This is a genomic window from Brachybacterium sp. SYSU DS0246 (genome assembly GCF_059391765.1).
The window spans coordinates 126,373-153,235 of record NZ_JBZXYT010000001.1 but is presented as its reverse complement, the minus strand read 5'-3'; the positions used below and the strand labels follow the sequence as shown (position 1 = coordinate 153,235).

Sequence of the window (26,863 nt, the reverse complement as noted above, 5' to 3'; positions counted from 1 at the left end):
GGCGAACGGCACCGCGAGATCCGTGACCCTGTTGCTTCACGGCATGAATACCAACGCGCTCACGGATCCCGGCGGGGCCCGGGTCCGATCTGCCCGTCGCGCTCCGGGGTTGCACGAGCGGCATGTAAGCGCATACAGTCACACCGTTCCGTACGACGGAGCGCCGATGCCGGTGATGGAGGAGGCGCCCCGGTCCGCACGGACACCGGCAGGCAGGTTCCTCCCGCGACGCGGCGGGCACCGGCCCCTGCACCTCCGCTCCCGGAGGCGTCTCCACTGCTGGAGGCACCTCGGCCCCCGGAGCGGAATCGTTCACAACGACGGCGTGAGGACGTGACGACGTGGCATCTGCACCACACCTGAACCTGGGCCGGCGCACCCTGCTGGCCGGCGGCGCGCTCGGCATCACCGGGCTCGTCGCCTCGGGATGCTCCCTGCAGATCACGAGCCGGCCCGATCCCACCATCGGCGACGACACCATGCTCATCGCCGGGGACAAGGGCACGCCCACGTTCACCGCGAACTTCAACCCGTACCAGTCCAATGCCCGCACGGCGGCGACGATCATCTACGAGCCGCTGATCTGGATCAATCCGCTGGACGGGGAACTGGAGCCGTGGCTCGCCGAGAGCTGGGAGCAGCCGGACCCGCAGCAGATCGTGATGACTCTGCGCCAGGGCGTCACCTGGCACGACGGCACCGAGCTGACCAGCGACGACGTGGCCTACACGTTCCGGATGCTCCAGGAGTTCCCGGCCAATGACACCGCGGGCGTGTGGGGCCGGCTCGAGTCGATCGAGACCGACGGGGCCACCATCACCTTCACCCTGCTGGCCCCGGACACCCCCGCCCTGCCCGTGATCGGCAAGACGATCATCGTCCCCCGGCACCTGTGGGAAGGGGTCGAGGACCCCTCGACCTGGCGCAACGAGGAGCCCGTCGGCTCCGGGCCGTTCGCACTGGGCAACTTCACCTCGCTGCAGTACACGCTCGACAGGTACGAGGACTACTGGCAGGCCGCGTCGATCGACATCTCCCACCTCGTCTACCCCGCGGCCAGCGAGCAGCTCGACCTGGTCACCAAGGGTTACGACTGGGCGTACTCGTACATGAGCGATGTCGAGAACACGTGGATGGCGGCGAACGAGCACAACAAGTACTGGTTCCCGCCCGGCGGGATCATCGGCCTGCATCCGAATCACGACGTGGCCCCCTTCGACAGCGCCGACGTCCGTCGCGGCCTCGCCCTGGCGATCGACGGCGAGAAGATCGCCTCGGCCGCCGTCGAGGGATACACCGGGCCGGCCAGCCAGTCCGGGATGCTGCTGCCCAACCAGGAGGACCTGCTGAACCCGGAGCTCCCGGACCGCAGCTTCCTGCAGCAGGACACCGACGCCGCCATCGAGGCGTTCGAAGCGGCCGGGTTCACGTACGACGGCACCACGATGCTCACCCCGGAGGGTGAACCGTTCACCTTCGCGCTCTCCACCCCGAACGGGTACACCGACTGGCTGCGGGCCGTGCAGGCCGTCCAGAGCCAGCTGGGGGCGATCGGCATCGAGGTCACCATCGACGCGCCGCAGGCCGCCGCCTACGAGGCGAACCTGACCAGCGGCGACTATCAGGTCGCCTGCGGCTCGTCGAACGGCTCCGACGCCTTCCAGGGCTTCACGAACCTGCTCTCGGGCGAGTACTACGCCCCCATCGGCGAGGACACCCAGAACAACCGGATCCGGTACCAGAACCCCGAGGTCGACGACCTGATCACGCGATACCGCGCCTCGGTCGCGACCGAGGAGCAGACCGAGATCCTGCACGAGCTGCAACGGATCTTCTACCAGGATCTCCCTGTCATCGCCATGTACTACGGCGGGCTGTGGGGCCTGTACAACGACGGCCGCTTCACCGGCTGGCCCACCGCCGAGGACCCCTACGCACCGCTGCAGACCTATGGGTCCTCACCGCTGATGGTGCTGACCAGAGTGCGCCGCGCCGGCCAGGAAGGCGAGTGATCCCCCGATGAGATACGCCCTGCAACGCCTGGGATGGTTCCTGCTGACCCTGTGGGCCGCCATCACCATCAACTTCCTGCTCCCCCGGATGATGCCCGGCTCCCCCGCCGACGCCGCCATCGCCAAGCTCTCCCAGAACGGGCCCGTCACCGAGGCGACGCGGCGCGCGGTCGAGGCCCAACTCGGGGTGCCCGACGGCAACATCCTCCAGCAGTACGTCGACTATCTGGGCCAGATCTTCTCCCTGGACTTCGGTGTCTCCTACGCCTTCTACCCCGAGCCCGTCAGCGGTCTGGTCTCCCAGGCATTGCCGTACACGCTGATCCTCGTGGGCCTCGTGACCGTCGCGGCCTTCGTCATCGGCACCCTGATCGGTGTGCTCTCGGCGTGGAAGCGCGGCACCTGGCTGGATGCCCTGCCCACCGTCGGCGGCAGCTTCATCAACACCTTCCCCTACTTCTGGACCGCGCTGCTGCTGCTGTTCCTGCTGGGATACGTGCTGCACCTGTTCCCCACCTTCGGGGCGTACTCCGCCACCACCGTGCCGGGACTGTCCCTGGAGTTCGTGCTCGATGCGATCTACCACGCGGCGCTGCCGGCCTTCACGATGCTGATCACGTCGCTGGGCGCTTGGATCATCGGCATGCGCAACGCCATGATCACCACCCTCGGCGAGGACCACGTGACCTTCGCGGAGGCCAACGGCATCCCCGGGCGCACGGTGGCGCTGAAGTACGCGGCGCGCAACGCGATCCTGCCGAACCTGACCGGCTTCGGCATGGCCCTGGGCGGTGTCGTGGGCGGCTCGATCCTCGTCGAGCAGGTCTTCGGCTACCCGGGGATCGGGTTCCTCCTGTTCAACGCGGTGACCGGCCAGGACTACCCGCTGATGCAGGCGATCTTCCTGATGATCACGGTCAGCGTGCTGGTGGCGAACCTGCTCGTGGACATCCTGTACGGCATTCTCGACCCGAGGACGAGGCGATGAACGCACCCACCGACCGCACCCCATCGAATCCCGGGGGCGAGGACGCTCCTGGGATGGCCGGTCCCGTCGGGGCCAGCAGTCCCGCGGGAACCAGCCCCGCCGGCCGTCCCGGGCCCGACGGGAGCCCGAGCCCCGTCGGCCGCCCCGGACCAGCCGGCGACCACGGGGCTCCCGGCGACCCCGGATCCGCCGCTGCGGCCGACGCCACCGCGCAGCGCCACCCCGCCCTGGCGGCCCTCGTTGGCGGACTGCGCACCATCTGGGGCAACCGCAAGGCCCGCATCGGCCTGATCATCCTGGGCATCTTCGTGGTGCTGGCCGTGCTGGCGCCGCTGCTGGCACCCTACGACCCCAAGGACAACACCTTCGAGCGCAACCTCGACGCCTCCGCCCAGCACTGGCTGGGCACCACGGCCGCCGGGGAGGACGTGCTCAGTCAGGTCATCTACGGCGCCCGGATCTCCCTCCTGGTGGGCTTCGGGGCCGGCGGCATCTCCACGGTGATCTCCGTGATCATCGGCCTCACCTGGGGATACATGCGCGGGATCCTGGCCGACGTCGTCAACTTCATCGTCAACCTGTTCCTCGTCATCCCCGGCCTGCCGCTGATGATCGTCGTCGCCACGTATCTCAGCAACGGCGGCATCTCCGTGATCATCGTGGTCATCGCCGTCACCGGCTGGGCGTGGGGAGCCCGCGTGCTGCGCAGCCAGACACGCACCCTTCGCAGCCGCGACTTCGTGGAATCTGCCCGGTTCTCCGGCGAGCGGGCGCCGCGGATCATCTTCCGCGAGATCCTCCCGAACATGACCTCCATCATCGCCGGCGGCTTCTTCGGCTCCGCCACCGCCGCGATCCTCGCCGAGGCCGGGCTCGAGTACCTCGGGCTGGGCGATTCCACGGTGGTCAGCTGGGGCACGATGATCTATTGGGCCCAGAACTCCAACGCCATGCTGACCGGTCAGTGGGCGCTGCTGTTCGCCCCGGGCCTGTGCATCGCCCTGCTGGCCACCTCCCTGACCCTCATCAACTTCGGCATCGACGGGATCAGCAATCCCCGTCTGCGGGAAGGGAGCACCGGGCGATGAGCACCGCTCCGATCACGACGCAGCACACCACGGCAGAAGTCGAACCCCTGCTCAGCGTCCAGAACCTCTCCGTCGTCTACGAACCGGTGGGGGCACGCCCCACCCATGCGGTCAAGGACGTCTCGTTCGACGTCGGCCGCGGGGAGTTCATCGGCCTGGTAGGCGAATCCGGCTCCGGCAAGTCCACCCTGGGCTTCGCGCTGACGGCACTGGCCAAGCCGCCTGCCCGTATCGAGAGCGGGCGGGTGATGTTCGGCGAGGTCGACATCGCCCACATGAGCCAGGAGGCCCTGCGCACACAGCGCCAGGGCGGCTTCGCGATGGTGCTGCAGGCCGGGATGAACACGCTGAACCCGGTGCGGACGATCCGCAAGCACTTCCACGACATCTTCGCCGCCCACGGGCATGTCGCCAGCGGCCGCCGCGACCAGCGGGCCGAGGAGCTCGTGGGCCGGGTGTCCCTGGGCCCGGAGGTGCTGGACCGGTACCCCTTCGAGCTCTCCGGCGGCATGCGCCAGCGCATCACCATCGCGCTCGCCCTCTCACTGGAGCCGCAGCTGATGGTCTTCGACGAGCCCACCACCGCGCTGGACGTCCTGGTCCAGCACGCGGTGATGGACACGATCCGGGCGCTGCAGGCCGAGGAGGGCTTCACCGCCATCCTCATCAGCCACGACCTGGGCGTGGTGCTCGAGTCAGCGCACCGCGTGCTGGTCATGCACGACGGCTGCATCGTCGAGGACGCCCCCAGCGCCGAGATCCTCCACCGGCCGCAGCACGAGTACACCCAGATGCTGCTGAGCCACTTCGCCGATCCCCGCGCCGAGCACGTCTCGCTGCCCGGGTTCGAGGCGCCCGAGCTGCGCGCCACCTCCCCGCACGGTGAGGTGCCGCCGGCCGGGAATGGCCCGTCGGCCGAGCATCATCCGTCGACCGAGCACCACCCGTCGGCCCCGCCGCCGCATCCCGGATCGACGGCCGACGGGCCGGCACCGGGCGTCGCCGGCTCCGCACGCCGTTCGGGCCTGGCCGTCCCTGACGGCCCCGAGCTCCGCGTCCAGGGCGTGACCAAGCGCTACGCCCCGCCCCGGCGCCGCGCCGCGCCCGTACTCGCGGTCGACGACGTCAGCTTCACGCTCGCCCCGGGCGGGGCCACCGCGCTGGTCGGGCAGTCCGGCAGCGGGAAGTCGACGCTGGCGAGAATGATCACCGGGGTCGAGAAGCCCACCGAGGGCAGCATCCAGCTGGGACCGGTCGACGTCGGTGCGCTGCGCCGGGGCGGGCTGCGGGATCTGCGGCGCACCGTGCAGATGGTGTTCCAGGATCCGTATTCGGCCCTGAACCCGCTGAACACGGTCGAGTACACCCTCAGCAGGGCGATCGCCAACCTCACCGACGTCCATCGCGACGGCGCCCGCCGGCGCGTGTTCGAGCTGCTGGAGACCGTCGGCCTCACGCCGGTCGAGCAGTACGCGAAGAAGCTCCCCCATCAGCTCTCGGGCGGGCAGCGCCAGCGTGTGGTGATCGCCCGGGCGCTGGCCGCGGACCCGCAGGTGATCATCGCCGACGAGCCCGTCTCGATGCTCGACGTCTCCCTGCGGGCCGGTGTGCTCGCGCTGCTGCGCGACCTGCGCGAGCGCACTGGCATGTCGCTGCTGTACATCACGCACGACCTGCTCAGCGCCCGTCTGATCACCGACGACATCCTCGTGCTGCACGAGGGCCGGGTGGTCGAGCAGGGCCCCACCGCGCAGGTGATGCGGCAGCCGCGCGACGAGTACACGATCCGTCTGCTCGACGCGATCCCCAACCCCGGGCGCGTCCACGGCGCCTGAGCGACCCCGACACCCACGACAGGAGACCCATGTCCACGCTCCGCTTCCCCGACGGCTTCCTCTGGGGCGCCGCCACCGCCGCTCACCAGATCGAGGGCAACAACATCAATTCGAACTGGTGGGAGATGGAGCACCGCCCGGACACCCACGTCGTCGAGCCCAGCGGTGACGCGGCCGACAGCTACCACCGGTTCGAGGAGGACATCCGCATCCTCGCCGAGCTGGGGCTGAACTCCTACCGCTTCAGCATCGAATGGGCGCGCATCGAGCCCGAGCGCGGCGTCGTCTCCAAGGCGGAGCTGGCCCACTACCGCCGCATGATCGACACCTGCCTCGAGCACGGCGTCGAGCCGATCGTGACCCTGATGCACTTCACGGTGCCGCGGTGGTTCGACCGCGACGGGTTCTGGCGGGCCGACGACGCCCCCGATCTGTTCGCCCGCTACACCGAGACGGTGCTGCCGATCCTGGACGACGTGCGCTACGTGTGCACGATCAACGAGCCCAACATCGCCGCGATGCTCGCCGGCGGCGAGAAGGCCGAGAACCTCGTCGCCCACGGCCTCGCCTTCCCCGACCTCCACGTCGCCGACCAGTTGCTGGCCTCCCACCGGGCATCCCGCGAGGTGCTCTCGGGCCGCGGCGACATCCTCTCGGGCTGGACCGTGGCCACACAGGCCTTCCATGCCACGGGCGAGGAGGGCAGCCAGGAGAAGCTCCAGGAGTACGGCTACCCGCGCGACTTCTGGTACCTCGAGAACTCCGCCGGGGACGACTTCCTGGGCGTGCAGGCCTATACCCGCACCTTCATCGGACCCGACGGCCCGATCCCGGTGGCCGAGGGCGTCGAGACCACGCTGACCGGTTGGGAGTTCTTCCCGCCCGCCTCGGAGCTGGGAATCCGCAGCGCCTGGGAGCTCAGCGGCAACGTGCCGATCATGATCACGGAGAACGGCATCGCCACCGCCGACGACACGCGCCGCCGCGCCTACGTCCAGGGTGCCCTGGAGGGAATCCACCGCACGATCGAGGACGGCATCGACGTGCGCGGCTACCAGTACTGGTCGCTGCTGGACAACTACGAGTGGGCCAGCGGGTTCCGCCCCACCTTCGGTCTGCTCAGCTGGGATCCCGACACCTTCGAACGCGAGATCAAGCCCAGCGCCCGCTGGTACGGCGAGGTCGCGCGCGCCGGCGAGCTGAGCGTCGAGGACTCCTGACCCGACCGTCCCCCGATCCCGATTCCGATCCGGAGAGTCGCCATGACACCCGCAGCAGATCCGCATCCCGCGCCCTCGTCGGCCGCGCCCTCCCCGTCGGCCGCGCCCGCACCTGCCCGCCGTCCCAACATCCTCATGGTCCTCACCGACGACCATGCCGCCCACGCCATCGGTGCCTACGGGTCCGTCGTCAATCGCACCCCGCACCTGGATGAGCTCGCCGAGCGCGGCTGGGTGATGGAGGACTGCTTCTGCACCAATTCCATCTGCACCCCGAGCCGCGCGTCGATCCTCACCGGAACCCATAGCCACGTCAACGGCGTGACCACGCTGTCCACGCCGATGGATTCCTCGCTGCCCACCTTCGTCTCGCGCCTGCACGAGGAGGGGTACCGCACCGGGATCGTCGGCAAGTGGCATCTGGGCGAGGGCCCCGAGCATGCCCCGCGCGCCTTCGACCGCTGGGAGATCCTCCACGACCAGGGCGAGTACTTCGACCCCGTCTTCCGCACCGCCCACGGGGACGTCCAGCGCACCGGGTACACGACCGACGTCATCACCGATCTGGCGCTGGAGTGGATCGGGGACTGGGAGGCCGAGGCGCCGGGCGAGCCCTGGTGCCTGCTCGTCCACCACAAGGCCCCGCACCGACCGTGGGAGCCCGACGAGGCCCATCGCGGCCTGTACGCCGACCCGATCCCCCTGCCGTCGACCTTCCACGACGACTACGCCACCCGCGGGGAGGCCGCCCACCGCGCGGCCATGCGCATCGCCGACCACCTCACCCTCGAGGACCTCAAGCGGTACCCGCCCGAGGGGCTCGACCACGAGCAGCTCGCCGTGTGGAAGTACCAGCGGTACATGCAGGACTACCTCGAGTGCGTCGCCTCGATCGATGACAACGTCGGCCGGCTCACCGCTGCGCTCGACGAGCGCGGCCTGTTCGACGACACCTTGTACGCGTACGCGTCCGACCAGGGGTTCTTCCTCGGCGACCACGGGTGGTTCGACAAGCGCTTCATGTACGACGAGTCCATCCGGATGCCGCTGATCCTCAGCTATCCGCGGCAGCTGGCCGCCGGCCGGCGCAGCCAGGAGATCGTCACCAACGTGGACTACGCCCGCACCTTCCTCGCCGCCGCAGGCGTGGAGCCGCACCCCGGCATGCAGGGCACCAGCTTCTTCGAGGCGCTGCGCGACGAGCTGCCCCCGCAGGAGGATCCCGCCTTCTACTACCGCTACTGGGAGAACGACGACGGAATCCACGGGGCTCTGGCGCACTACGGGATCCGCACCCGGCGCTACAAACTGATCCGGTTCTACAACGACGGGCTCGGGCTGCCCGGCACCCGCCGCAACCTGTTCCCGCCGTATTGGGAGCTGTATGACCTGCAGGAGGATCCCGAGGAGCTGCGCAACGTGGCCGAGGATCCGGCGTACTCGACCGTGCGCGCCCGGCTGGAGGAGCGACTGCGGGTGGAGCAGGCCGCGGTCGGCGACGTGCCCTACGAGCCCGAGGTGGACGCCGAGGGCCGGCCGGTGCGGCTGGTCTCGCCGCCCCGGCCGCGGGGCTGAGTCGAGAGGCCGGGCAGCAGGCCGGGGCGCCGCCGCTCAGGCGTCCCCGGGCACCTCCCGCTCGATCTCGGCGAGCCAGGCCTTCGCAGTGACGTCCGAGGGCATCCGCCAGTCGCCGCGCGGGGACAGGGAGCCGCCGGCGAGGACCTTCGGCGCGTTGGGCACGGCGGAGCGCTTGAACTGGTTGGCGAAGAAGCGGCGTGTGAACACGGTCAGCCAGTGCTTGATCTCGTCGCGGGAGTAGGCGCGCTTGTCCGCCTCGGCGTATCCGGCGGGCCACTCCCCGGCCTCGGCGTCACCCCACATCTGATGGGCGAGGTAGGCGATCTTCGCCGGCCCGTAGCCGCGGCGCAGCAGGTGGTAGAGCGCGAAGTCGTGCAGCGCGTAGGGCCCGATCGAGCCCTCGGTGGTCTGCGCCTCCTCCCCTTCGCGGGTGGGGATCAGCTCCGGGGTGATCTCGGTGTCCAGGACCGCCTGCAAGAGATCCGCGGTCGACTGGTCGAACAGTCCCTCGGAGATCACCCAGCGGATCAGGTGCTGGATCAGCGTCTTGGGCACGCCGGCGTTGACGCCGTAGTGGGACATCTGGTCGCCCACCCCGTAGGTCGCCCAGCCCAGCGCCAGCTCGGAGAGGTCGCCGGTGCCGACGACGATGCCGCCGTGATGGTTGGCCAGGCGGAAGAGGTAGTCGTAGCGCATGCCGGCCTGGACGTTCTCGAAGGTGACGTCGTAGACCTCCTCGCCCCGGCCGAAGGGATGGCCCATGTCCTGCAGCATCTGGGTGCAGGCCGGCCGGATGTCGATGGTCTCGAAGCTCGCGCCGATCGCCGTCGAGAGCAGCTCGGCGTTGGAGCGTGTCGTCTCTCCGGTGGCGAAGCCGGGCATCGTGTACGCCAGGATCTCGGAGCGGTCGCGGCCCAGGCGGTCCATGGCCTGCGCGCACACGATCAGCGCGTGCGTGGAGTCCAGGCCACCGGAGACCCCGATGACAGGACGCGTGCCGCCGGGCTTGTCCCCGCCGATCGCGCTGAGCCGACGAACCAGCCCCGCGACCTGGATGTTGTAGGCCTCGTAGCAGTCCTGGGCCAGGCGGGCCGGGTCGTCGGGCACGAAGGGGAAGCGCCGGTGCGGCCGACGCAGAGGGCCGGTCGCGGGGGCCGCAGCGGGCGATGGCGAGCCCGCCCCGTCGGCGCTGCCGAGCTCGTCGGGGCCCGCCCCGTCGGCGCCCGCCCCGTCGGCGCTGCCGAGCTCGTCGGGGGGCGCCCCGTCGGCCGGAGCGCCCCCGAAGAGGTACGTCTCCGGCCCGTAGGTGTAGTGGTCGATGCGCTCGGCGAGGTTGCGGCGGTTGTCGTCGAAGGTGTTCTGGCGCCGGCGCTCGGCGACGATGTGCTCGAGGTCGACGTCGACGACGGTGGCGCGCGGGCCCTGCGGGAACCGCTGGGACTCCCCCAGCAGATCACCGCATTCGTACACGAACGTCTGCCCGTCCCAGGCCAGGTCCGTGGTCGATTCGCCCTCGCCGGCGGCGGCGTAGATGTAGGCGGCCTGGCAGCGGTCGGAGGCGGAGCGGGCCAGCAGCTTGCGCTCGTCGGCCCGTCCGATGGTGATCGGGGAGCTTGAGAGGTTCACCAGCACCGTGGCACCGGCGAGCGCGGCCTCGGCCGACGGCGGGATCGGCACCCACATGTCCTCGCAGATCTCGACGAACAGGTTCAGGCCCGGCACGTCGGGCACCGGGATGATCTGGCGCTGGGAGATGACGGCGTCATGGCCGCCGATCCGCAGCGTTCCCGCGGGAACGTCATCGCCTGCGGCGTACCAGCGGCGCTCGTAGAACTCGCGGTAGGTGGGCAGGTACTGCTTGGCGGTGACGCCGAGGATCTCCCCCCGGTGGATGGTGATCGCGGCGTTGAAGATCCGGCTGCGGTGGGGCAGGCGCAGCGGGGCGCCGACGACGATGATCGGCAGCAGCTCGCGGCTGGCCTCGACCAGGGTGGCGACCGCGTCCTCGACGGCATCGAGCAGCGGCTCCTGCATCACCAGGTCATCGAGGGAGTAGCCGCTCAGCGAGAGCTCCGGGAACACGGCCAGGCCGACCTGCTGGTCGCGCAGATCGCGGAGCACTTCGAGGTGCCGCTCGGCGTTGGTCGCGGGATCGGCGAGCGCGACGGGCAGGGTCACGGCGGCCACGCGCACGAAGCCGTGGTCGTAGATCGAGGCGTGCGGGTCGCGACCGGCCCGGTCGAGACTGTCCTGCCCGACGCGACCCTGGGCAGTGATGCCGTGTTCGGTGCTGCCCTGTTCAGCGCTGCCCGGAACGCCGTGCCGCTGGTCAATCCCGCCCTGGTCGGCGCCGCTGGAGGCCTCGGTGTCCGTCGCTGAGCTCATGGGGGAAGCCTAATCGAGGGCCGCGCCGCGGATCAGGCCGCGAACCTCGGTGTCAGAGGCGCATCATGGCGAGCGCGCCGACACGGCGGGGCGTGCCAGCACGGCGGGCGCGTGCCAGCACGGCGGGCGCGTGCCAGCACCAGGACGAGCGCGCCGACACGGCTCCCATTCCCCCGCAACGTGTCAGCGCTGCAACGTTCCGGGGGAACGGGCGCGGCGACACCGCGCGTCGAACCGTCGGGGGCGCTCGAGACTGCCCCTCCCCACCGCCGAGGCCAGCTGTAATAAGTTGTCCCGGTGATCGTGGACAGCACAGCTTCTCGCGAGGGGGCTCGGTGAACGCTCGTCGGCCCCTGCTGGGGTGGCTGCTGATCGCGCCGAGCCTGATCGGCGTGACCGCCTTCCTGATCCTGCCCGTCGTCCTGGCCTTCGTGGTCTCCCTGTTCCGCTGGGACCTGCTGGGCACCCGGGACTTCGTCGGCCTCCAGAACTACTCGACGCTGCTCAGCAGCGGCGCCCTGGCCAACTCCCTCATCGTCACGGCACTGTTCACGCTGATCTCCGTGCCGGTCTCGATGGCGCTGGGCCTGGCGCTGGCCTCGCAGCTGGTCAGAGCCGTGCCGGGATCTGCCGTGGTGCGGGTGATCGTGGTGATCCCCTGGGTGTGCGCGCCGCTGGCCCTGGGCGTGGTGTGGAAATGGATCTTCCAGCCCTCTGTCGGCGCCGCGAACCAGATCCTGGGCATGCGCATCGAGTGGCTGACGGACCCGAGCCTGGCCCTGCCCGCGGTGGCGTTCGTGTCGATCTGGCAGAACGTCGGCTACATCTCGCTGTTCTTCCAAGCCGGGCTCTCGCGCATCCCCACCTCGATCTTCGAGGCCGCCCGGCTCGACGGCGCCGGTCCCTGGGCCTCGATGTGGCACATGACGATCCCGCTGCTGCGGCCGACGACGTTCTTCCTGGCCGTAACCCAGGTCGTCGCCAGCTTCCAGGTGTTCGACATGGTCTTCGCCCTCACCGGCGGTGGGCCCCAGCACCGCACCGAGGTGATCGCCTCGCTGGTGTACAACGAGGGCTTCGGCGCCTCCCGGCTGGGCCGGGCCAGTGCGGTCGCCGTGATCCTGTTCGTGCTGCTGGTGATCATCACCCTCATCCAGCAGCGCTACTTCGCCCGCCGCATCACCTACGACATGAGCTGAGGGGAGGAGACCATGCACACACGACGCGCCCTGAGCTACGCGGGCACCTACCTGGTGCTCGCCCTCGCGGCCGTCCTCACCCTCGGCCCGTTCCTGGTCTCGGTGATGACGGCCTTCACCTCCACCCAGCAGTTCGCCCAGCAGGGGCCGCTGAGCATCCCGGCCCCGCCGACGCTGGAGAACTTCGTGGGCCTGTTCACCTCCTCCGACGGGTTCGTGACCCCCGTGGTGGTCACGGTGCAGATGGTCGCGGTGATCCTGGCCGGGCAGATGGTGTTCTCGGTGCTGGCCGCCTACGCCTTCGCGCTGCTGCGCTTTCCCGGCCGTGACCTGCTCTTCTGGGTATACGTGGCCACGCTGATGGTGCCGCAGGTGGTCGTGGTGGTGCCGCTGTACCTGATGATGAGCGAAGCCGGGCTGCGCAACACGTTCTGGGCGCTGGTGCTGCCGTTCGTGCTCGGCTCTCCGTACGCGATCTTCCTGCTGCGGGAGAACTTCCGCGGCGTCCCGACCGAACTGATGGACGCCATGCGCATCGACGGCGCCGGCACCCTGCGCCTGCTGTGGCACCTGGTGGTCCCGCTGAACCGGCCGATCATCGTGACCCTGATCCTGATCACCGTGGTGACCCACTGGAACAACTTCATGTGGCCGATGGTGATCACCTCCGGCCCCGAGTGGCGCACCATCACCGTGGCGACCTCCGCGCTGCAGTCGCAGTACAACAACAACTGGACCCTGGTGATGGCCGGGACGACCCTGGCGATGCTCCCGCTGGTGATCCTCATGGTCGTGTTCCAGAAGCAGATCACCCGCTCGGTCGGCGAGACCACCCTGCGCTGAGGGCCGACTGGGCTGGCCGGAGTGGTCCGCGGGCGGCGGGCGGGCTGGGGTAGCCGGGTGGCGTTGGCACGAACCTGTAGCAGAGGAGCATCTGCCCTCCGTATACGGGGGTCGCGTGCCGCTGAGCTACATGTTCGTGCCAGCCCTCCCCCGACCCCGCATCCTCGCGCCAGCCCTCCCCTGACCCCGCGACATACACCGCCACAGATCCGACCGCCCCGCTGTCCCCGCGCGATAATGGGGACTGCTCCGCGCTGTTCCCAGGCCCCGGAAGGACCTTCCCCATGCTGACCCGCCGCACCCTGCTCTCGACCTTCACCGCCGCCGGCCTGCTCGGGACCGCGGCCGCCTGCTCCCCCTCGAGTGACGACGGGGGCAGCGGCGATGGCGGCGGCAACGGCACGCTGACCTTCCGGCTGTGGGACGAGAACGCCGCCGCGGCCTACGAGGAATCCTTCAAGGCCTTCACCGAGCAGGAGGGCTGGAACGTCGAGATCGACATCGTCCCCTGGGACGACTACTGGACCCGCCTGCCCCTCGACGTCGCCAGCGGCGATGCGGCCGACGTGTACTGGATGAACTCCGCGAACTACATCCAGTACAAGGACTCCGAGGACCTGCTGGACATCAATGAGGTCGTGCCCGACGGGGCCTCGCAGTGGGAGCCGAGCGTCGTGGATCTCTACAGCCGCGACGGCGGGCTCTGGGGCGTCCCGCAGATCTGGGACTCGATCGCGCTGTTCTACAACAAGGGTCTGGTCGAGGCCGCGGGCGTGGACCCCGCGAATCTGAGCTTCGACCCCTCGGCCGAGAGCGATCCCCTGCGCGATGCCGGCAAGGCCCTCACCGTCGACGGCGAGGGACGCCATCCCGGGGACGAGGGTTTCGACGTCGACTCCCGCGCGCAGTTCGGGTTCAACTCCCAGGCCGACCGACAGGCGATCATCGGCCCGATGCTGGCCTCCAACGGCGCGCAGTGGCAGAAGGACGACAAGTACACCTTCGCCTCCCCCGAGGGCATCGAGGCCTTCCAGTACATGGCCGACCTCATCAACGTCGACCAGATCGCCCCGAGCGCCGCCGACACCAACGAGAACGGCGACTTCACCCGCGATCTGTTCACTCAGGGCAAGCTCGGCCTGTTCCAGTCCGGCCCCTACAACCTCACCAACATCGCCGACGGGGTCGGTGACTCCTTCGAGTGGGCCCTGGCCGCACCGGTCGCTGGCCCCGCCGGCGCGAAGTCCCTGGTCCACGGCGTGGTCGCGGTGGGCAACGCCAAGGCCGACGACGACCAGCAGGAGGGCATCGCGAAGCTGCTGACCTGGCTGGGAAGCGTCGACGGACAGATGCCGCTGGCCGAGAAGGGCGTCTCCTTCCCCGGCCACGTCGACGCGCAGGACGCCTTCATCTCGTTCTGGAAGGACAAGGGCGTGGACGTCAGCGTCTTCGTCGAGGCCGCCAAGAACCCGGCCGAGGCCGATACCGGCACCCGTGCCAACGCCGGCCTCGAGGCCGCGATGCCGACGTTCCAGGAGGTCTTCATCGGCCGCCTGACCGCCGAGGAGGGCATCCCCCAGGCCCAGGAGGAGGGCAACGCCGCCATGGCGGAATGAGGCCCCGATCCGCGATCGTGGCCGGCGGCCCGCCCCCGACTGATCCGCTCGCCGGCTCACGTCCCTGTTCATAGGGCTCTTCACGATCCTTCTACGGGTTGTGTCCACAACGTGCCCTCCACGGAGCTGGTCGGCGCGCCGCTGCATGCGACGCTGTGCTCATGACGGAGAACACGTCCCCGCCGACCGGGGCAACCGCGCCCGCCCCATCCGGCGTTCCCGAGGTGCCCAGCGGCCCGGGCATCGTCGCCGAGCACGTCAGCCGGGCCTTCGGCAACGTGCAGGCCGTGCACGACCTGTCCTTCACGGCGCCGCGCGGGGCGGTGACGGCGCTCGTCGGCCCCAACGGCTGCGGCAAGTCGACGCTGATGCTGATGCTCGCCTCGCTGCTGTCCCCGGATGCCGGGCGCGTGCTGGTCGACGGCATCGACCCGTCGGCCGACTCCCCCGCCGTGCGTGAGCGCGTGGGCTGGATGCCCGATCAGTTCGGCGCCTGGGATTCGCTGCGTGTGGGCGAGGTGCTCGAGGTGATGGGACGGGCGTACTTCCTGCCCACCGAGCGCCTGCGCCGGCGGGTCGACGAGCTGTTGCGGCTGCTGGATCTCGCGTCTCTGGCCAGCCAGCCCGCGCACGTCCTCTCCCGCGGGCAGAAGCAGCGCCTGGGCCTGGCCCGGGCCCTGGTCCACGAACCGAGCGTCCTGATCCTCGACGAACCGGCCTCCGGCCTGGATCCGGCCTCCCGGCGCCGGCTGCTGCGCGTGGTGCGGTCCCTCGCGGCCGACGGTGCGACGGTGCTCGTCTCCAGTCACATCCTCACCGAGCTCGAGGAGATGGCCGACCACGTCGTCTTCATGGACTCCGGTCGCGTGATCGACGCCAGCAGCGTGCGGGACCTGGCCGACCGGCCCCGCCCGTGGCGCGTCTGTTCCCTCGACCAGCGCGCCCTGGAGCACGCACTGCGCCGGCTCGGCGTGCGCCACGGCGAGATCGTCGGCCCCGACCGCAGCTCCTCCGGGCACACCGAGGCGATCGTCCAGCTGCCCGACGACGCGACGGCCGCGCGCCTGCTGGCCGATCTCACCGGTGCCCGTGCGCAGGTGCTGTCCTTCGGGCCGGCCACCGGGCGCCTCGAGGCCGCCTACCTCGCCTCGGACGCCGCCCAGCGCGAAGGAGCCCTGTGATGACCCGGCCGCTCAACGGCACGCTGTCGCTGCGCCCGCGCGGCCTGTGGCTGGTGACCTCGCTCGAGCTGCGTCAGCGGATCCGCTCCGTGCGCTGGTACGTCGCGCTCGGCGTGTGGACTCTGGCGCTCATCGGCATCGGCGTGCTCGCCCTGGCGCCGACCATGTACTCCTCGCAGTGGAGTTCCATCGAACCGATCGCCGCGGTCGTCTTCAGCCTGCAGATCATGCTGGTGATGTTCGCGATGCTGCTGGTGGTCCCCGCACTGTCAGCCGGTTCCATCAACGGCGACCGCACCGCCGGGACCCTCGCGACGCTGCAGGCCAGCCTGCTGAGCCCGCTGGAGATCGTCTTGGGCAAGCTGCTGGCGGGCTGGCTGACGGGCCTGGCGTTCCTGGTCCTGGCGCTGCCGTCGGTGGTGCCGATGGCGCTGCTGGGCGGGGTGGGCCCGCTGTACATGCTGCGCCTCGTGATCGTGATCGCGGGGTTGACGCTGTGCGTGACCGCGCTGGGGCTGGGACTCTCGGCGCTGACGAACCGGCAGCTGGGCTCGGTCGTGCTCGCCTACGTGATCGTGTTCGGCGTGACCGCCGTGCTGCCGATCGTGTGGGGCGTCTCCGCCATCTTCCTGGTCCAGGAGCGGGAGGTCACGACCTACCACATGGACTACCAGTACAGCGCCGGCGAGAGCACCGGCGAACCGGTCTGCGTCCGCGAGCAGGACACCCAGGACATCGTCCGACTCGACCTCACCCAGCCGCTGATGTGGGGCAACCCGGTGGTGCTGCTGGCGGAGGCATCGCCCAGGGTGAATCCGAACGCGGCCTGGAGGTCCGATGAGGACGTCGACGCCCTGCAGCTGATCAAGGCAGGGATGCGGACCTCGGCGACCCCGACTCATCCGGCGAACCACAATCACTGTGACCCCTCCGCCGAGGGCTACCCCACCGATCTGGGCGAGCCGCCGAACCGTCCGCTGTGGCCCATGGGCGCGGCCCTGTGGCTGCTCGTCGCGGCCGCGGCGCTGGCGGTGTCGACCTGGCGTCTGGCGATACCGATCACGCGCCTCGGCAAGGGCACCCGCATCGCCTGAGCCCGGCCCGCGCGGCTGCCCGCGGGGCCCTCGGTCCTCGCGCAGGTCCCGGCCTCGCACCCTCAGCCATCGCGCAGGCTCAGCCCTCGCGCACCTCAGTCCGCGCGCACCTCAGTTCTCGCGCAGGCTCAGTCCTCTCGCAGGCCGGGGACCGAATCGGGGATCCGGTGCGCTCCCGGCCCGTGGGCCGGCCGGTTCCCACGGCCGGAGCCGTCGGCCCCCGGGCCGCTCCCGTCGACGCCGGAGCCGGCCCCGCCGCTGGTCAGCGGGGAGCCCTCCGCGCCGAAGTCGGGCAGCAGGCCACGGGCGAGGTCGGCCTCGCGCACGGCGGTGTCCTTCGCGCCGGGCTGGCTGTCGTCGACCCACAGTCGTTCCCCGGCCACGTCCAGGTCGAAGATGGCCAGGCTGTTCTGGCCGCCCTGCTCCTGCAGGCGCTTGCGCATCGCGGCCCGCACGGCCGGGTCCTGGGCGTGCTGGGTGCGCGTGCCGATCTCGGGCGCGACCAGGGAATAGGGGGTCTCGCGGCGGGTGTAGTTCCCGGCCGGGCCGTACAGCACATCGCGCAGCCCGCCTCGCATCGCGGCGGCCGCACCGAGGCCCAGCAGCGGCACCAGGATCAGGGCGTCGCACACGATCCACACCCAGGCGGTGGGGGTGGCCGCACCGGGCAGCAGCATCAGCCCGGCCGCGAACAGCGCCACTCCGGCCAGCCCCGCGGCGGCGCTGATCCAGCCGGTCAGGGACACCGCCCGCGCCTCCCACGGGTTCACGCGGGCCCGATGAGCCCAGGAAGCGTAGGTGCGCTGGTCGATGACCAGGCCGCGCTGGTTCTCGCTGAGCCGGGCGGCGAGGCCGGGGGCGAGAGCGACGCCGAGGAGGACCAGCCCGAGCGCAGGGACGGCGGCGGCGAGCATCTGCCAGCCCAGCGGCGAGGACACCTGGGACAGATCCGACTGCGTCATCCCGCTGATCGTGCTCACCAGGTCGGTGATCCCGAAGATCACCCAGCTCAGCGCGACCACTGCGGGGCCCAGCCAGGTCACGCATGCCCGGGCGATCAGCGCCAGAGCTGTCAGCGCGCCGCGCGGTCGCAGCCCGGCGGAGGCGGCGCGGGTGCCGGGGTTCGGCGGGAGGTGGCGGCGGTCCTGGGCCAGCACCCGCTTCGCCGCGGCCCGGCGGCGCTCGAGGTCCCGCTCGAGGCGGGCGGTGGTCTCCACCGAGGAGGCCGGGTCGATGTCCAGTACTTTCGGGGCGCTGACCAGCGGACGCACGCAGATCCAGGCCAGCATGATCGCTCCGGCGGCGAGCGCGAGCGACATCAGCTGGCCGGGTCCGAGGCCCGACCATGGCTGCGGCAGGCCGAGGATGACCGTGAGCGGCAGCGCCGCGACCACCAGTATCGGCGGGGCCAGCAGCACCGCCGTGATCCGGGTGGCCACGTCGCGCTGGAAGCCGCTCTCGCTGAGGTGGCGGCGGGGATCCATCCCGGCGATGGCCAGCGGCGCCAGGGGCACGGTCGCCAGGCTCAGGGCGGCACCCACCAGCGGCAGCACGAGGAACCCCGTCCACAGGCCGCCCGCGGAGAAGCCGAGCTCGCTCACGGTCGAGCGCAGAAGCACCGGTTCGGCGAGGCCGACCAGCAGGCTGAGCAGCCAGTACGCCGGTGAGGCGCCGGCGACGTACAAGAACACCAGCACCAGCCACAGCCCCAGGATGACCAGGCCGGGAGCCCAGAAGATCCGCAGCAGGCGGCGGGCCAGGGCACCCTTGGACTCGGCGATGATCTCCCCGGGCGCGACCAGGTCCGTGCTCTCGTCCGGAAGCTCACGTGGGGGCGGCAGGTCCAGCAGGGGAGGCAGAGGGCGGTCGTGCGGGGACGTCATCGGCGCTCCTGGTGGGCTCTCACACGGCTCGTCGGCCCAGGAAGGCGCGCCCGAGGGTCATCTCGTCGGCGTAGTCGAGGTCCCCGCCGACGGGGAGACCGGAGGCCAGGCGCGAGACGGAGAGCTCCAGCGGCGAGAGCAGACGCGAGAGGTATGTGGCGGTGGCCTCGCCCTCGATGTTCGGATCCAGCGCGAGGATGACCTCCTTCGTCTCCCCCGAGCCCAGCCGGCTCATCAGCTGGGTGATGCGCAGGTCGTCGGGGCCGACGCCGCCGATGGGGTCGATGGCGCCGCCGAGGACGTGATAACGGCCCTTGAACTCGCGGATGCGTTCGATGGCGACGATGTCCTTGGACTCCTCGACCACGCAGATCACCTCGTCGGTGCGGCGCGGGTCGGCGCAGACGCGGCACTTCTCCTCGGCCGAGACGTTCCCGCAGATCTCGCAGAAGCGGACGGTGTCCTTGACGGTCACCAGCACGTCGGCGAGGCGGCGCACGGAGGCGTCGTCGGCGTCCAGCAGATGGAACGCGATCCGCTGCGCCGACTTGGGGCCGATGCCCGGCAGCTTGCCGAGCTCGTCGATGAGGTCCTGAACGATGCCTTCGTACACGCCCTCAACTCTAGTTCGTGCGGCTGACGGGCCGCCCCAGGACGGTCGCCGCCCGCCTCCGGCCGTGCCTCTCCTCACGCGAGCCGTCCTCACCGCGAGATGTTTGTCCATCGCTGGGACATACATCGGTAGCCTGGCGACCGGACCGACCCCCGACGAGGAGAACCATGGCCCAGCTGCCCGACGCCCTGCTCGACGCCGTCCATGAACGAGTCCTGGACGGTCTCGGTGACGTCGCCCCGGCCACGGAGATCGCCCGGCGGGTGGTCACCTATCTGCGCAACACCGCCGAGACCACCGTGCACCGCGAGGACGACGGGACCACCTTCGTCATCACCGGTGACATCCCCGCGATGTGGCTGCGCGATTCCGCCGCTCAGCTCACCCCCCTGCTGCGTCTGGTCGTGGCCGGGGTCGGCTCCGCGCAGGACCGTGCCGTGCTGGTGGAGATGCTGAACGGGCTGCTGCGCCGGCACTGGCAGTACCTCGTCATCGATCCCTACGCCAACGCCTTCAACCGCACCCCGTCGGCCTCGCACTGGGACGAGGACGAGACGGACCGCGACAACCCCTGGGCGTGGGAGCGCAAGTTCGAGCTGGATTCCCTCTCGTACGGGCCGGACCTTGCCTGGCGGGTCTGGAAGGCCACCGGGGACACCTCCTGGGCCGACGGGAACTTCGTGCCCGCCGCCCGCGCGATCCTGACGACGGTGCGCACCGAGCAGCATCATGAGGAGCGCTCCGAGTACTTCTTCCGCCGGCCCGGCGCTCCGGCCCAGGACACCCTCGCCCGCGAGGGGCGCGGCTCCCTCACCGAGCCCAACGGCCTGGTGTGGGCAGGGTTCCGTCCCAGCGATGACGCCTGCGAGCTGGGCTACAACATCCCCGGCAACCATTTCCTCGCGCTCGCTCTGGAGCGGCTCGCAGAGCTGCTCGAGCATGTTGCCGGCGAGGCCGAGGATGCCGCGGAGGCACGCCGGCTCGCCGCCGAGATCCGGGAGGCGCTGGCGGCGCACGGGCTGGTCGAGGGGCCGGACGGCGAGAAGATCTGGGCGCACGAGATCGACGGCCGCGGCAACCACGTGTTCCTCGATGATGCGAACGTGCCCAGCCTGCTGGCGCTGCCGTACCTCGACTGCGTGGCGATGGACGACCCCACCTACCTCGCCACCCGCGCCGCGGTGCTCTCACGGACGAACCCGTACTACTTCGCGGGGCTTTTCCTGGAGGGCGTCGGGTCGCCGCATACCCCCAAGGACCACGTGTGGCCGATCGGCAAGGCCGTCGAAGGTCTCACCAGCGGTGATGACGGCGAGCGCCTGCGGATCCTCGAGCAGCTGATCCGCACCGACGGTGGCACGGGGATGATGCACGAGGGTGTTCACGTCGATGATCCGACGGTCTTCACCCGCGAGTGGTTCTCGTGGTCGAACTCGATGTTCTGCGAGCTGGCGCTGGATCTGGCGGGGGTTCGCCGCGCGGCGGAGTGAGCCGGGGCGACCGGGCGGAGTGCGCCGGGGGCACCGGGCGAAGTGAGCCGGGGGCACCGGGCGGAGTCGCGGCGCTGGGCATCATGACCGGCGCGTTGTACCGTCGTGCCCACCCGCCGCAGATCCGGCGGGCGTCGCCAGCGAGAACAGGACATGCACGATGCCGTCGTTGCCGCATCCCTATGACTCCAGCGAGCCGGTCTCCGAGTGCAAGGTGACCCAGGCCCCGGAGGTCCCCACCGCGGTCGTCTCTCAGCGTGATTTCCCGATGTACGAGATGTCGACCCTCATGGACGGCACGTTCTCGCACCTGGTCCCGGCGCTGGAGGAGGCAGGAGTGCACCCGATCGGGCCGGCCTTCGCGCTGCACCACCGGGCGCCGGTCTCCACGGCGGACGTCGAGGTCGGTTTCCCGGTGGACAAGCCGCTGCCGGCACCCATCACGCTGCCCAGCGGGTACGAGGTCATTGCCTCGGTGCTGCCGGCCGGTCGCGTGGCCTGGGTCAGTCATGTCGGTGGGTACGGCGGCCTGGCGGAGAGCTGGGGCGCGTTCACCGAGGAGGTCGGCGATCGCCGGGAGCAGATGACCTACCCGTTCTGGGAGTTCTACGTGAGCCCGCCCTCGCCCGGGGTGGACCCGGCGACGCTGCGCACCGATCTGTTCAGTCTGCTGGAGCCGCGCGAGGGCTGACGGGCGGCCCGGTGGCTCCCGCCGGCCGGCTCAGTACCGGTCGGTCTCGTCGATGACCTCGATGATCTTGCCGCCGAGGACCGTTTCGATGACCTCACGGCCATTGCGCGTGGCCACCACGGCGTCCTCGTCGTCGCGGGACGCGCCGCCGGTGGGGTCGACGGGGGCCGAAGCGCCCTCAGCGGGCTCCGCGGTGGCGCTGCGTGTGCGCAGACCGGCCGTGCGAGAGGCCAGCGCAGCTTCGCGGGCCAGGGCGGCTCCGGTGCGGGCGGGGGCGGGAGCCTGGGCCTCCGGCGCTGCGGGCGACTCCGACGGCGCGGAGCGTTCCGGCGCCGAGGCCGGGCTCGGCTCCGAGCTGACCGTCGCCGCGGCACCCCATGACGCGGCTGCCCGCGCAGATGCCGACTCGGCCGGCGGCTGCGAGTCCGTCGCAGATGGCGCCGGCGGCTCCGAGGGCGTCACAGATGGCGTCGGCGACTCGACGGGCCCCGCAGACGGGATCGCCCTCTCGACGGGGACTGCCCCGGCCGGCTCCTCGTCACCGGGCGAGGGAACTGCCGGGTCGTCGGCGGCAGGCGCCACCGGCTCCTCGTGTGCTCCGGCGTCGGAGGGCAGTGCGTCCGACCACGGGCGCGTGTCACGGGTGGCGGGGCGGGAATGGACCACTCGGTCTTCGGCGATCGCCCGCCGCAGGGCGTTCTGTCCATAGGTGCGGGGCTGGCCCGGAGGCAGGGTGTCGCGGCCTTCGTCCTCCACGACGGGGATCTCGGTCGCCGGCTCGGCGCGGACGCCCGTCTCCGGCTCGGCGCGAGGGCCTGCTCCGGGCTCGGCGCGAGGGCCTGGCTCGGGCTGGGCGCTGCCGCTGGTTCCGGGCTCACCCGGAACGTCGGCTGCCGGTCCTGGTCCCGGTGCCGGTGCCGGTGCCGGCGCGAGAGCGTCGGACCAGCGGGTGGAGGGCCCAGGCGACTCGGGAGCAGGTGCAGACGGGTCCCGCTGCGGGGGCGCGCTCTGCTGCGGAGCAGCATCGGCGCGGTGCGGTGCGACGTCCTGAGGCGGAAGATCCTCGGGATCGGGCGGATACGGGTCGTCGGGCTCGGGAGGGAAGTCCTCGGGGCGCTCCGCAGTGATCGTGCCGCCCTCGCGACGGGCGTGCGGGGCCGCGGGTGAGGACTGGCTGCGCGCGGGCGCCGTCCCTGCACCGGAGCGATCAGCGGCCCAGGGTGCGGAGGAGGACGGGCCTCTTCCCTGCGCGCTGCCCTGCGGCGCCATGGCGGGCGCGGCCTCGCCCCAGGACGGGACCGGACGTTCCTGGCCCGATGCACCGGGAGCCGCCGACGCCTCGGGGCGGCCCCGGTCCCATCGGTTCCCGGCGGCAGCCGGGACGGACCGCGCGATGCCGGTCTCCGGGCCACCGTCAACGTCGGGACCGGACCCGCGTCCGCCTCCGTCATCGGGACCGCCATCGTCCGGGCCGCCGTCACCGGGACCTCCGGGCCCCGGGTCCTCGGCCACGATCGCGTCGACCGTGACCTCGACGCGGATGATGCGCCTGACGGCGTCGGCGACGTTCTGCGCGACGGTCCCTCGACGGAACGCCGCGACCAGGCCCTCGGTGCGGAACCCGACCAGCAGCGTCGAGCCGTTCATCGAATTGACGTGCGCGTTCTGGGCGACCAGCACCCAGCTGGGGCGCCGGATCTGGGCGAGCTCGTCGAGGATCGCCGACCAGTGCTCGCGCACCGTGGCCGCGTCCACGATGCCCTGAGCCTGCGCGTCGACGCCGGAAGAGTTCGCCGCTGCCCCCGCCGTGGAGGACGCGGCCGGTGGAGCGGCCTGCTGCGCGGCAGTCCGAGGCTCCACGGGCGTCTGCGACGGGCGCGAGAGCTGGGCGTCCCAGCCATCCTGTGCCGGGCGCGACGGCTGGGCGTCCCCACCGCCCTGGGCAGGGCGCGAGGGCCCGGAGTCGCGGTCGCTCTGGGCCGGTCGGGAGGGCGTGCTGTCCCATCCGTCCGGCGCCGATCGGCCGTCAGGCCGTGCGGCGGCCTGGCCCTCGCGGGCTGCAGGAGCGTTCTGCCGCTCCCCGGATCCGGGCGCCGGCTGCCGTGCGGGGACGGCGGAATCGGGCCGCTCCCCCGCCGACTGCGACGAGGCGGCCTGGGAGGGAGCGTTGCCGCTGCGCGCCTGCCGGGCCGCTTCGACCTTCTCCTGGGCGATCCGGCGAGCCTCTTCGCGGCCACCGGATGCCGCCGGCGCCGGCTGCGAGCCCTGAGCGGCCGACGTCGGACCGGCGGACGGGCCTGCGGCGGCCTGGCCTCCCTGCCCGGGCGGGGCCGAGGCCGGGCGGCCCTCTGCCGGTGCCTGCCCATCGGCTCGAGCGGGGGCAGCGGCCCGCTCGTCGCGCAGCACCAGCCGCGCGGCGAGCAGTTCGAGGTGCAGCCGCGGTGAGGTCGCCCCGCTCATGGTCGAGAGCGTCTCGTGGACGAGGTCACCGCAGACGGACAGGTCCGCGGGCGCGAACATCCCCGCCTGGGTGCGCATGCGCTCGAGCTCGTCCGCCGGGACCTGCGGCAGCAGGTCAGCGCCGCGATCCGGCACGGCGGCCAGCACGATCAGGTCCCGCATCCGCTCGAGCACGTCCTCCACGAAACGGCGGGGCTCGTGCCCGGTGGCCAGGACGTGCTCGACCGCCTCGTACAAGGAGGCGGCGTCACGCTGGGCGACCGCGGTGATGGCGGTATCCAGCAGCGCGGTGTCGGTGAAGCCCAGCAGCGCGATCGCGGTGGGGAAGTCGAGCCCGTCCTCACCGGCGCCGGCCATCAGCTGGTCCAGCACCGAGAGCGAGTCACGCGCCGAGCCTCCGCCGGCGCGCACCACCAGCGGCATCACGCCCTCGCCGACCTGCACGCCCTCGGCCGCGCAGACCTCGTCGAGGTAGGGAGCCAGCACCTGCGGCGGGATCAGGCGGAACGGGTAGTGGTGGGTGCGCGAGCGGATGGTGCCGATGACCTTGTCCGGCTCGGTGGTCGCGAAGACGAACTTCACGTGCTCCGGAGGCTCCTCGACGAGCTTGAGCAGCGCGTTGAAGCCCGCGGAGGTGACCATGTGGGCCTCATCGATGATGAACACCTTGTAGCGATCGCGCACCGGCGCGAAGGACGCTCGCTCGCGCAGCTCGCGGGCGTCGTCCACGCCACCGTGGCTGGCGGCGTCGATCTCGACCACGTCGAGACTGCCGGAGCCGCCGCGGGCCAGGTCACGGCAGGAATCGCACTGCCCGCACGGCGTATCCGTCGGCCCCTCGGCGCAGTTCAGGCAGCGGGCGAGGATACGCGCCGAGGTGGTCTTGCCGCAGCCTCGCGGACCCGAGAACAGATAGGCGTGACCGATGCGGCCCGCGCGCAGCGCACGCCGCAAGGGCGTGGTGACGTGGTCCTGGCCGATCACCTCGGCGAAGGACTCCGGGCGGTAACGACGGTACAGAGCGGTGGCCACCCCCACAGGCTAATGGAGACGACCGACGGCCCCGCCTGTCGTGCACATGTTGGGGACAGCACTCCCCTGGGGAGGAACCGCGGCCGCGACGGGCGTGCGACCATCCGTCCACGGCCGGGCGGGCAGAGAGCGCGGCGCACCGGTCGGTGGAAAGATGTCGAGCATGTTCGCCCTCACCCCGTCCGAGGAGGACGTACGCCCCCGGCCGACCTCCGCCGTGCGGATCGTGCTGGGGCTGGCGCTGGCCATCCTGTGCCCCGTCGCCACCCTGCTGGCCGCCTACTACGCCCCGTACCAGAGCCCGCTGGGCTACGTTGCGGCGGCCGCGGTCCAGCTGCCGCTGCTGATCTACGTGCTCGTCGACGGGGCAGGGTGGATCCGCGCCACTCGCCGCTCGCGTCCGGTGGACGCCGTCCCCGCCGCCTGCGCCCTGGTCGCCTCGGGGATCTCCCTGTTCCTCGTGCTGACGCTCGCCGCGGCTCACGGGATCCGCGACAGTGCCCTGCCCCGCCTTCGCCTGGGCATCCCGCTGCCGCCGGACCTGCCGTACCTCATCGCCCTCGGCCTGGTCACGGTCACGGTGCTCATCGCGGTGCTCTCGCTCCTCCTGCTGGTCCTCAACGCTCGTGACCGGCGCAGCGCCGTCCAGGAGGAGCCCGACCGCTCCGCCGATGCGATGGACCGCACAGTCGAGGACGAAGACGGCACCACTGCCAACGAGCACGCCGAGGACGAGGGCGCGTCCGCTGCCGTGCCGACAGGTCCCCGGGTGGTCACGCGCGCATCCGACGGCATGCTGCGCAGGCTGGTCTCCCCCGGGACCGGGATCCTCCTGCTCCTCGGCGCACTCGCCTCGCTGAGCGCCACAGTGCTGATCACGCTGAGCGGCATCGACGACGACCGGGCCGGCCGGGTGGCGTGGATCGTGCCGCTGTCCGCCGTGCCCGCTCCGCTGTGGGCGGTGATCGAGTCGCTGTGGCGCCGGGACGAAAAGCTCGGCATCACCCTGGCGGCTCTGTACCGCGCGCTCACGCTGCCCTTCGTGACGGTCGGCGTGGTCCTGCTTCCGAGCGCCCTGGTCGGGCTGCTGCCGCCGGTGTGGCGGGGGTTCGCCGCCCGGCCGCTGGGGGCGATCGACTGGGCCGGCTTCGTCACGCGCGACGTGCCGCTGCCGGGATGGGTCGGGATGGCGGCGCTGATGGCCCTGCTCTTCGGAATGCTGGGCGCGCTGGCGCTGACGGTGTTCGTCATCCTCCCGCTCACCGCCGCCTTCCTGCCTCACATCGCGATCGGTGACAACGCCCTGAGCACGAAGCCGGAGGATCACCGGCGCAACGTCCGAGCCATCCGTGCGCTGGCCGCTCTGATCCCACTGATCTTCGTCTTCGCGGTGCTCATGACGGACGCGGAGGCCGGAAGCCTCCGCTGGTGGGCAGCAATGGCGACCGTCGTCGTCATGGTCGCGCTGGCCGTGTACATCCGGCGCACCCAGCGCGTCGATCACGCCCGCCGGCGCAGCCCGGCGTGTGGGTCCGCCGCACCGGATCCGGACTCCGGCACCGGTTCCGACTCCAGCTCTGGTTTCGATTCCAGCTCCGATTCCGGTTCCGGTGCCGGTTCCGGCTTCGACTACACCTCCGACTCCGAGAAGTAGT

Annotated in this window: 18 protein-coding genes; 14 read left to right on the top strand and 4 right to left on the bottom strand. The window is 71.2% G+C overall.

Annotated features, from left to right (window positions below):
* Positions 1 to 341 precede the first annotated feature (341 nt).
* Genes AC5020_RS00615 through AC5020_RS00590 form a run of 6 tightly spaced genes read left to right on the top strand, consistent with a single transcriptional unit; the run spans position 342 to position 8,718 of the window.
* Entirely contained in the window at positions 342 to 2,012 is a 1,671-nt protein-coding gene (locus AC5020_RS00615; RefSeq protein ID WP_464986799.1) for an ABC transporter substrate-binding protein, read from the top strand.
* Between the two features lie 7 nt (positions 2,013 to 2,019).
* The gene (locus AC5020_RS00610) at positions 2,020 to 3,000 is read left to right on the top strand and encodes an ABC transporter permease (protein WP_377018575.1); all 981 of its coding nucleotides are present in this window, start codon (positions 2,020 to 2,022) and stop codon (positions 2,998 to 3,000) included.
* On the top strand, positions 2,997 to 4,088 hold the full coding sequence (locus AC5020_RS00605; protein WP_464986798.1) for an ABC transporter permease subunit: 1,092 nt from the start codon (positions 2,997 to 2,999) through the stop codon (positions 4,086 to 4,088). The genes AC5020_RS00610 and AC5020_RS00605 overlap by 4 nt, the downstream gene beginning before the upstream one ends.
* On the top strand, positions 4,085 to 5,923 hold the full coding sequence (locus AC5020_RS00600) for an ABC transporter ATP-binding protein (RefSeq protein WP_464986797.1): 1,839 nt from the start codon (positions 4,085 to 4,087) through the stop codon (positions 5,921 to 5,923). Before AC5020_RS00605 ends, AC5020_RS00600 begins: the two co-directional genes overlap by 4 nt.
* 29 nt (positions 5,924 to 5,952) lie before the next feature.
* Positions 5,953 to 7,143: a glycoside hydrolase family 1 protein gene (locus tag AC5020_RS00595; protein WP_464986796.1), complete on the top strand. Its 1,191-nt coding sequence runs from the start codon at positions 5,953 to 5,955 to the stop codon at positions 7,141 to 7,143.
* 42 nt (positions 7,144 to 7,185) lie between these two features.
* A complete protein-coding gene (locus tag AC5020_RS00590; protein WP_464986795.1) occupies positions 7,186 to 8,718 on the top strand; it encodes a sulfatase family protein in 1,533 nt (510 codons plus the stop codon).
* Between the two features lie 36 nt (positions 8,719 to 8,754).
* Here the strand turns inward: AC5020_RS00590 and AC5020_RS00585 are convergent, their stop codons facing one another.
* Positions 8,755 to 11,106: an NAD(+) synthase gene (locus AC5020_RS00585; RefSeq protein ID WP_464986794.1), complete on the bottom strand. Its 2,352-nt coding sequence runs from the start codon at positions 11,104 to 11,106 to the stop codon at positions 8,755 to 8,757.
* Between the two features lie 335 nt (positions 11,107 to 11,441).
* On the opposite strand from AC5020_RS00585, the gene AC5020_RS00580 reads away from it, so the two are divergent.
* The 5 genes from AC5020_RS00580 (at position 11,442) to AC5020_RS00560 (ending at position 17,039) form a co-directional block, all read left to right on the top strand.
* Positions 11,442 to 12,305, top strand: coding sequence for a carbohydrate ABC transporter permease (locus AC5020_RS00580; RefSeq protein WP_464986793.1), 864 nt, complete (start codon positions 11,442 to 11,444; stop codon positions 12,303 to 12,305).
* A 12-nt stretch (positions 12,306 to 12,317) separates the two neighbouring features.
* Entirely contained in the window at positions 12,318 to 13,148 is an 831-nt protein-coding gene (locus AC5020_RS00575) for a carbohydrate ABC transporter permease (protein WP_464986792.1), read from the top strand.
* 284 nt (positions 13,149 to 13,432) lie between these two features.
* On the top strand, positions 13,433 to 14,764 hold the full coding sequence (locus tag AC5020_RS00570; RefSeq protein ID WP_464986791.1) for an extracellular solute-binding protein: 1,332 nt from the start codon (positions 13,433 to 13,435) through the stop codon (positions 14,762 to 14,764).
* A 161-nt stretch (positions 14,765 to 14,925) separates the two neighbouring features.
* On the top strand, positions 14,926 to 15,945 hold the full coding sequence (locus tag AC5020_RS00565) for an ABC transporter ATP-binding protein (RefSeq protein WP_464986790.1): 1,020 nt from the start codon (positions 14,926 to 14,928) through the stop codon (positions 15,943 to 15,945).
* The gene (locus tag AC5020_RS00560) at positions 15,945 to 17,039 is read left to right on the top strand and encodes an ABC transporter permease (protein ID WP_464986789.1); all 1,095 of its coding nucleotides are present in this window, start codon (positions 15,945 to 15,947) and stop codon (positions 17,037 to 17,039) included. Before AC5020_RS00565 ends, AC5020_RS00560 begins: the two co-directional genes overlap by 1 nt.
* Before the next feature lie 128 nt (positions 17,040 to 17,167).
* On the opposite strand, the gene AC5020_RS00555 is transcribed toward AC5020_RS00560, so the two are convergent.
* Together AC5020_RS00555 and recR are read right to left on the bottom strand one after the other, a co-directional pair.
* Positions 17,168 to 18,922: a hypothetical protein gene (locus tag AC5020_RS00555; protein WP_464986788.1), complete on the bottom strand. Its 1,755-nt coding sequence runs from the start codon at positions 18,920 to 18,922 to the stop codon at positions 17,168 to 17,170.
* A 19-nt stretch (positions 18,923 to 18,941) separates the two neighbouring features.
* Positions 18,942 to 19,535: a recombination mediator RecR gene (gene recR, locus AC5020_RS00550; RefSeq protein WP_377018562.1), complete on the bottom strand. Its 594-nt coding sequence runs from the start codon at positions 19,533 to 19,535 to the stop codon at positions 18,942 to 18,944.
* Between the two features lie 167 nt (positions 19,536 to 19,702).
* On the opposite strand from recR, the gene AC5020_RS00545 reads away from it, so the two are divergent.
* Together AC5020_RS00545 and AC5020_RS00540 are read left to right on the top strand one after the other, a co-directional pair.
* Entirely contained in the window at positions 19,703 to 21,025 is a 1,323-nt protein-coding gene (locus AC5020_RS00545; RefSeq protein WP_464986787.1) for a glycoside hydrolase family 125 protein, read from the top strand.
* A gap of 160 nt (positions 21,026 to 21,185) precedes the next feature.
* The gene (locus AC5020_RS00540; protein WP_377018560.1) at positions 21,186 to 21,716 is read left to right on the top strand and encodes a GyrI-like domain-containing protein; all 531 of its coding nucleotides are present in this window, start codon (positions 21,186 to 21,188) and stop codon (positions 21,714 to 21,716) included.
* A gap of 30 nt (positions 21,717 to 21,746) precedes the next feature.
* Here the strand turns inward: AC5020_RS00540 and AC5020_RS00535 are convergent, their stop codons facing one another.
* Complete coding sequence (locus AC5020_RS00535) at positions 21,747 to 25,208, bottom strand: DNA polymerase III subunit gamma and tau (RefSeq protein ID WP_464986786.1); 3,462 nt, start codon at positions 25,206 to 25,208, stop codon at positions 21,747 to 21,749.
* Positions 25,209 to 25,362: 154 nt separating this feature from the next.
* Here AC5020_RS00535 and AC5020_RS00530 point away from each other — a divergent pair, with 154 nt between their 5' ends.
* A complete protein-coding gene (locus AC5020_RS00530) occupies positions 25,363 to 26,862 on the top strand; it encodes a hypothetical protein (protein WP_464986785.1) in 1,500 nt (499 codons plus the stop codon).
* The last annotated feature ends 1 nt before the right edge of the window (position 26,863 follow it).

Excerpts from the sequence above, each read along its gene's own strand:
- AC5020_RS00610 (WP_377018575.1), top strand. The coding sequence starts at position 2,020 with ATGAGATACGCCCTGCAACGCCTGGGATGGTTCCTGCTGACCCTGTGG.
- AC5020_RS00605 (WP_464986798.1), top strand. The coding sequence starts at position 2,997 with ATGAACGCACCCACCGACCGCACCCCATCGAATCCCGGGGGCGAGGAC.
- AC5020_RS00600 (WP_464986797.1), top strand. The coding sequence starts at position 4,085 with ATGAGCACCGCTCCGATCACGACGCAGCACACCACGGCAGAAGTCGAA.
- AC5020_RS00595 (WP_464986796.1), top strand. The coding sequence starts at position 5,953 with ATGTCCACGCTCCGCTTCCCCGACGGCTTCCTCTGGGGCGCCGCCACC.
- AC5020_RS00590 (WP_464986795.1), top strand. The coding sequence starts at position 7,186 with ATGACACCCGCAGCAGATCCGCATCCCGCGCCCTCGTCGGCCGCGCCC.
- AC5020_RS00585 (WP_464986794.1), bottom strand. The coding sequence starts at position 11,106 with ATGAGCTCAGCGACGGACACCGAGGCCTCCAGCGGCGCCGACCAGGGC.
- AC5020_RS00575 (WP_464986792.1), top strand. The coding sequence starts at position 12,318 with ATGCACACACGACGCGCCCTGAGCTACGCGGGCACCTACCTGGTGCTC.
- AC5020_RS00570 (WP_464986791.1), top strand. The coding sequence starts at position 13,433 with ATGCTGACCCGCCGCACCCTGCTCTCGACCTTCACCGCCGCCGGCCTG.
- AC5020_RS00565 (WP_464986790.1), top strand. The coding sequence starts at position 14,926 with ATGACGGAGAACACGTCCCCGCCGACCGGGGCAACCGCGCCCGCCCCA.
- AC5020_RS00560 (WP_464986789.1), top strand. The coding sequence starts at position 15,945 with ATGACCCGGCCGCTCAACGGCACGCTGTCGCTGCGCCCGCGCGGCCTG.
- AC5020_RS00555 (WP_464986788.1), bottom strand. The coding sequence starts at position 18,922 with ATGACGTCCCCGCACGACCGCCCTCTGCCTCCCCTGCTGGACCTGCCG.
- AC5020_RS00545 (WP_464986787.1), top strand. The coding sequence starts at position 19,703 with ATGGCCCAGCTGCCCGACGCCCTGCTCGACGCCGTCCATGAACGAGTC.
- AC5020_RS00540 (WP_377018560.1), top strand. The coding sequence starts at position 21,186 with ATGCCGTCGTTGCCGCATCCCTATGACTCCAGCGAGCCGGTCTCCGAG.
- AC5020_RS00530 (WP_464986785.1), top strand. The coding sequence starts at position 25,363 with ATGTCGAGCATGTTCGCCCTCACCCCGTCCGAGGAGGACGTACGCCCC.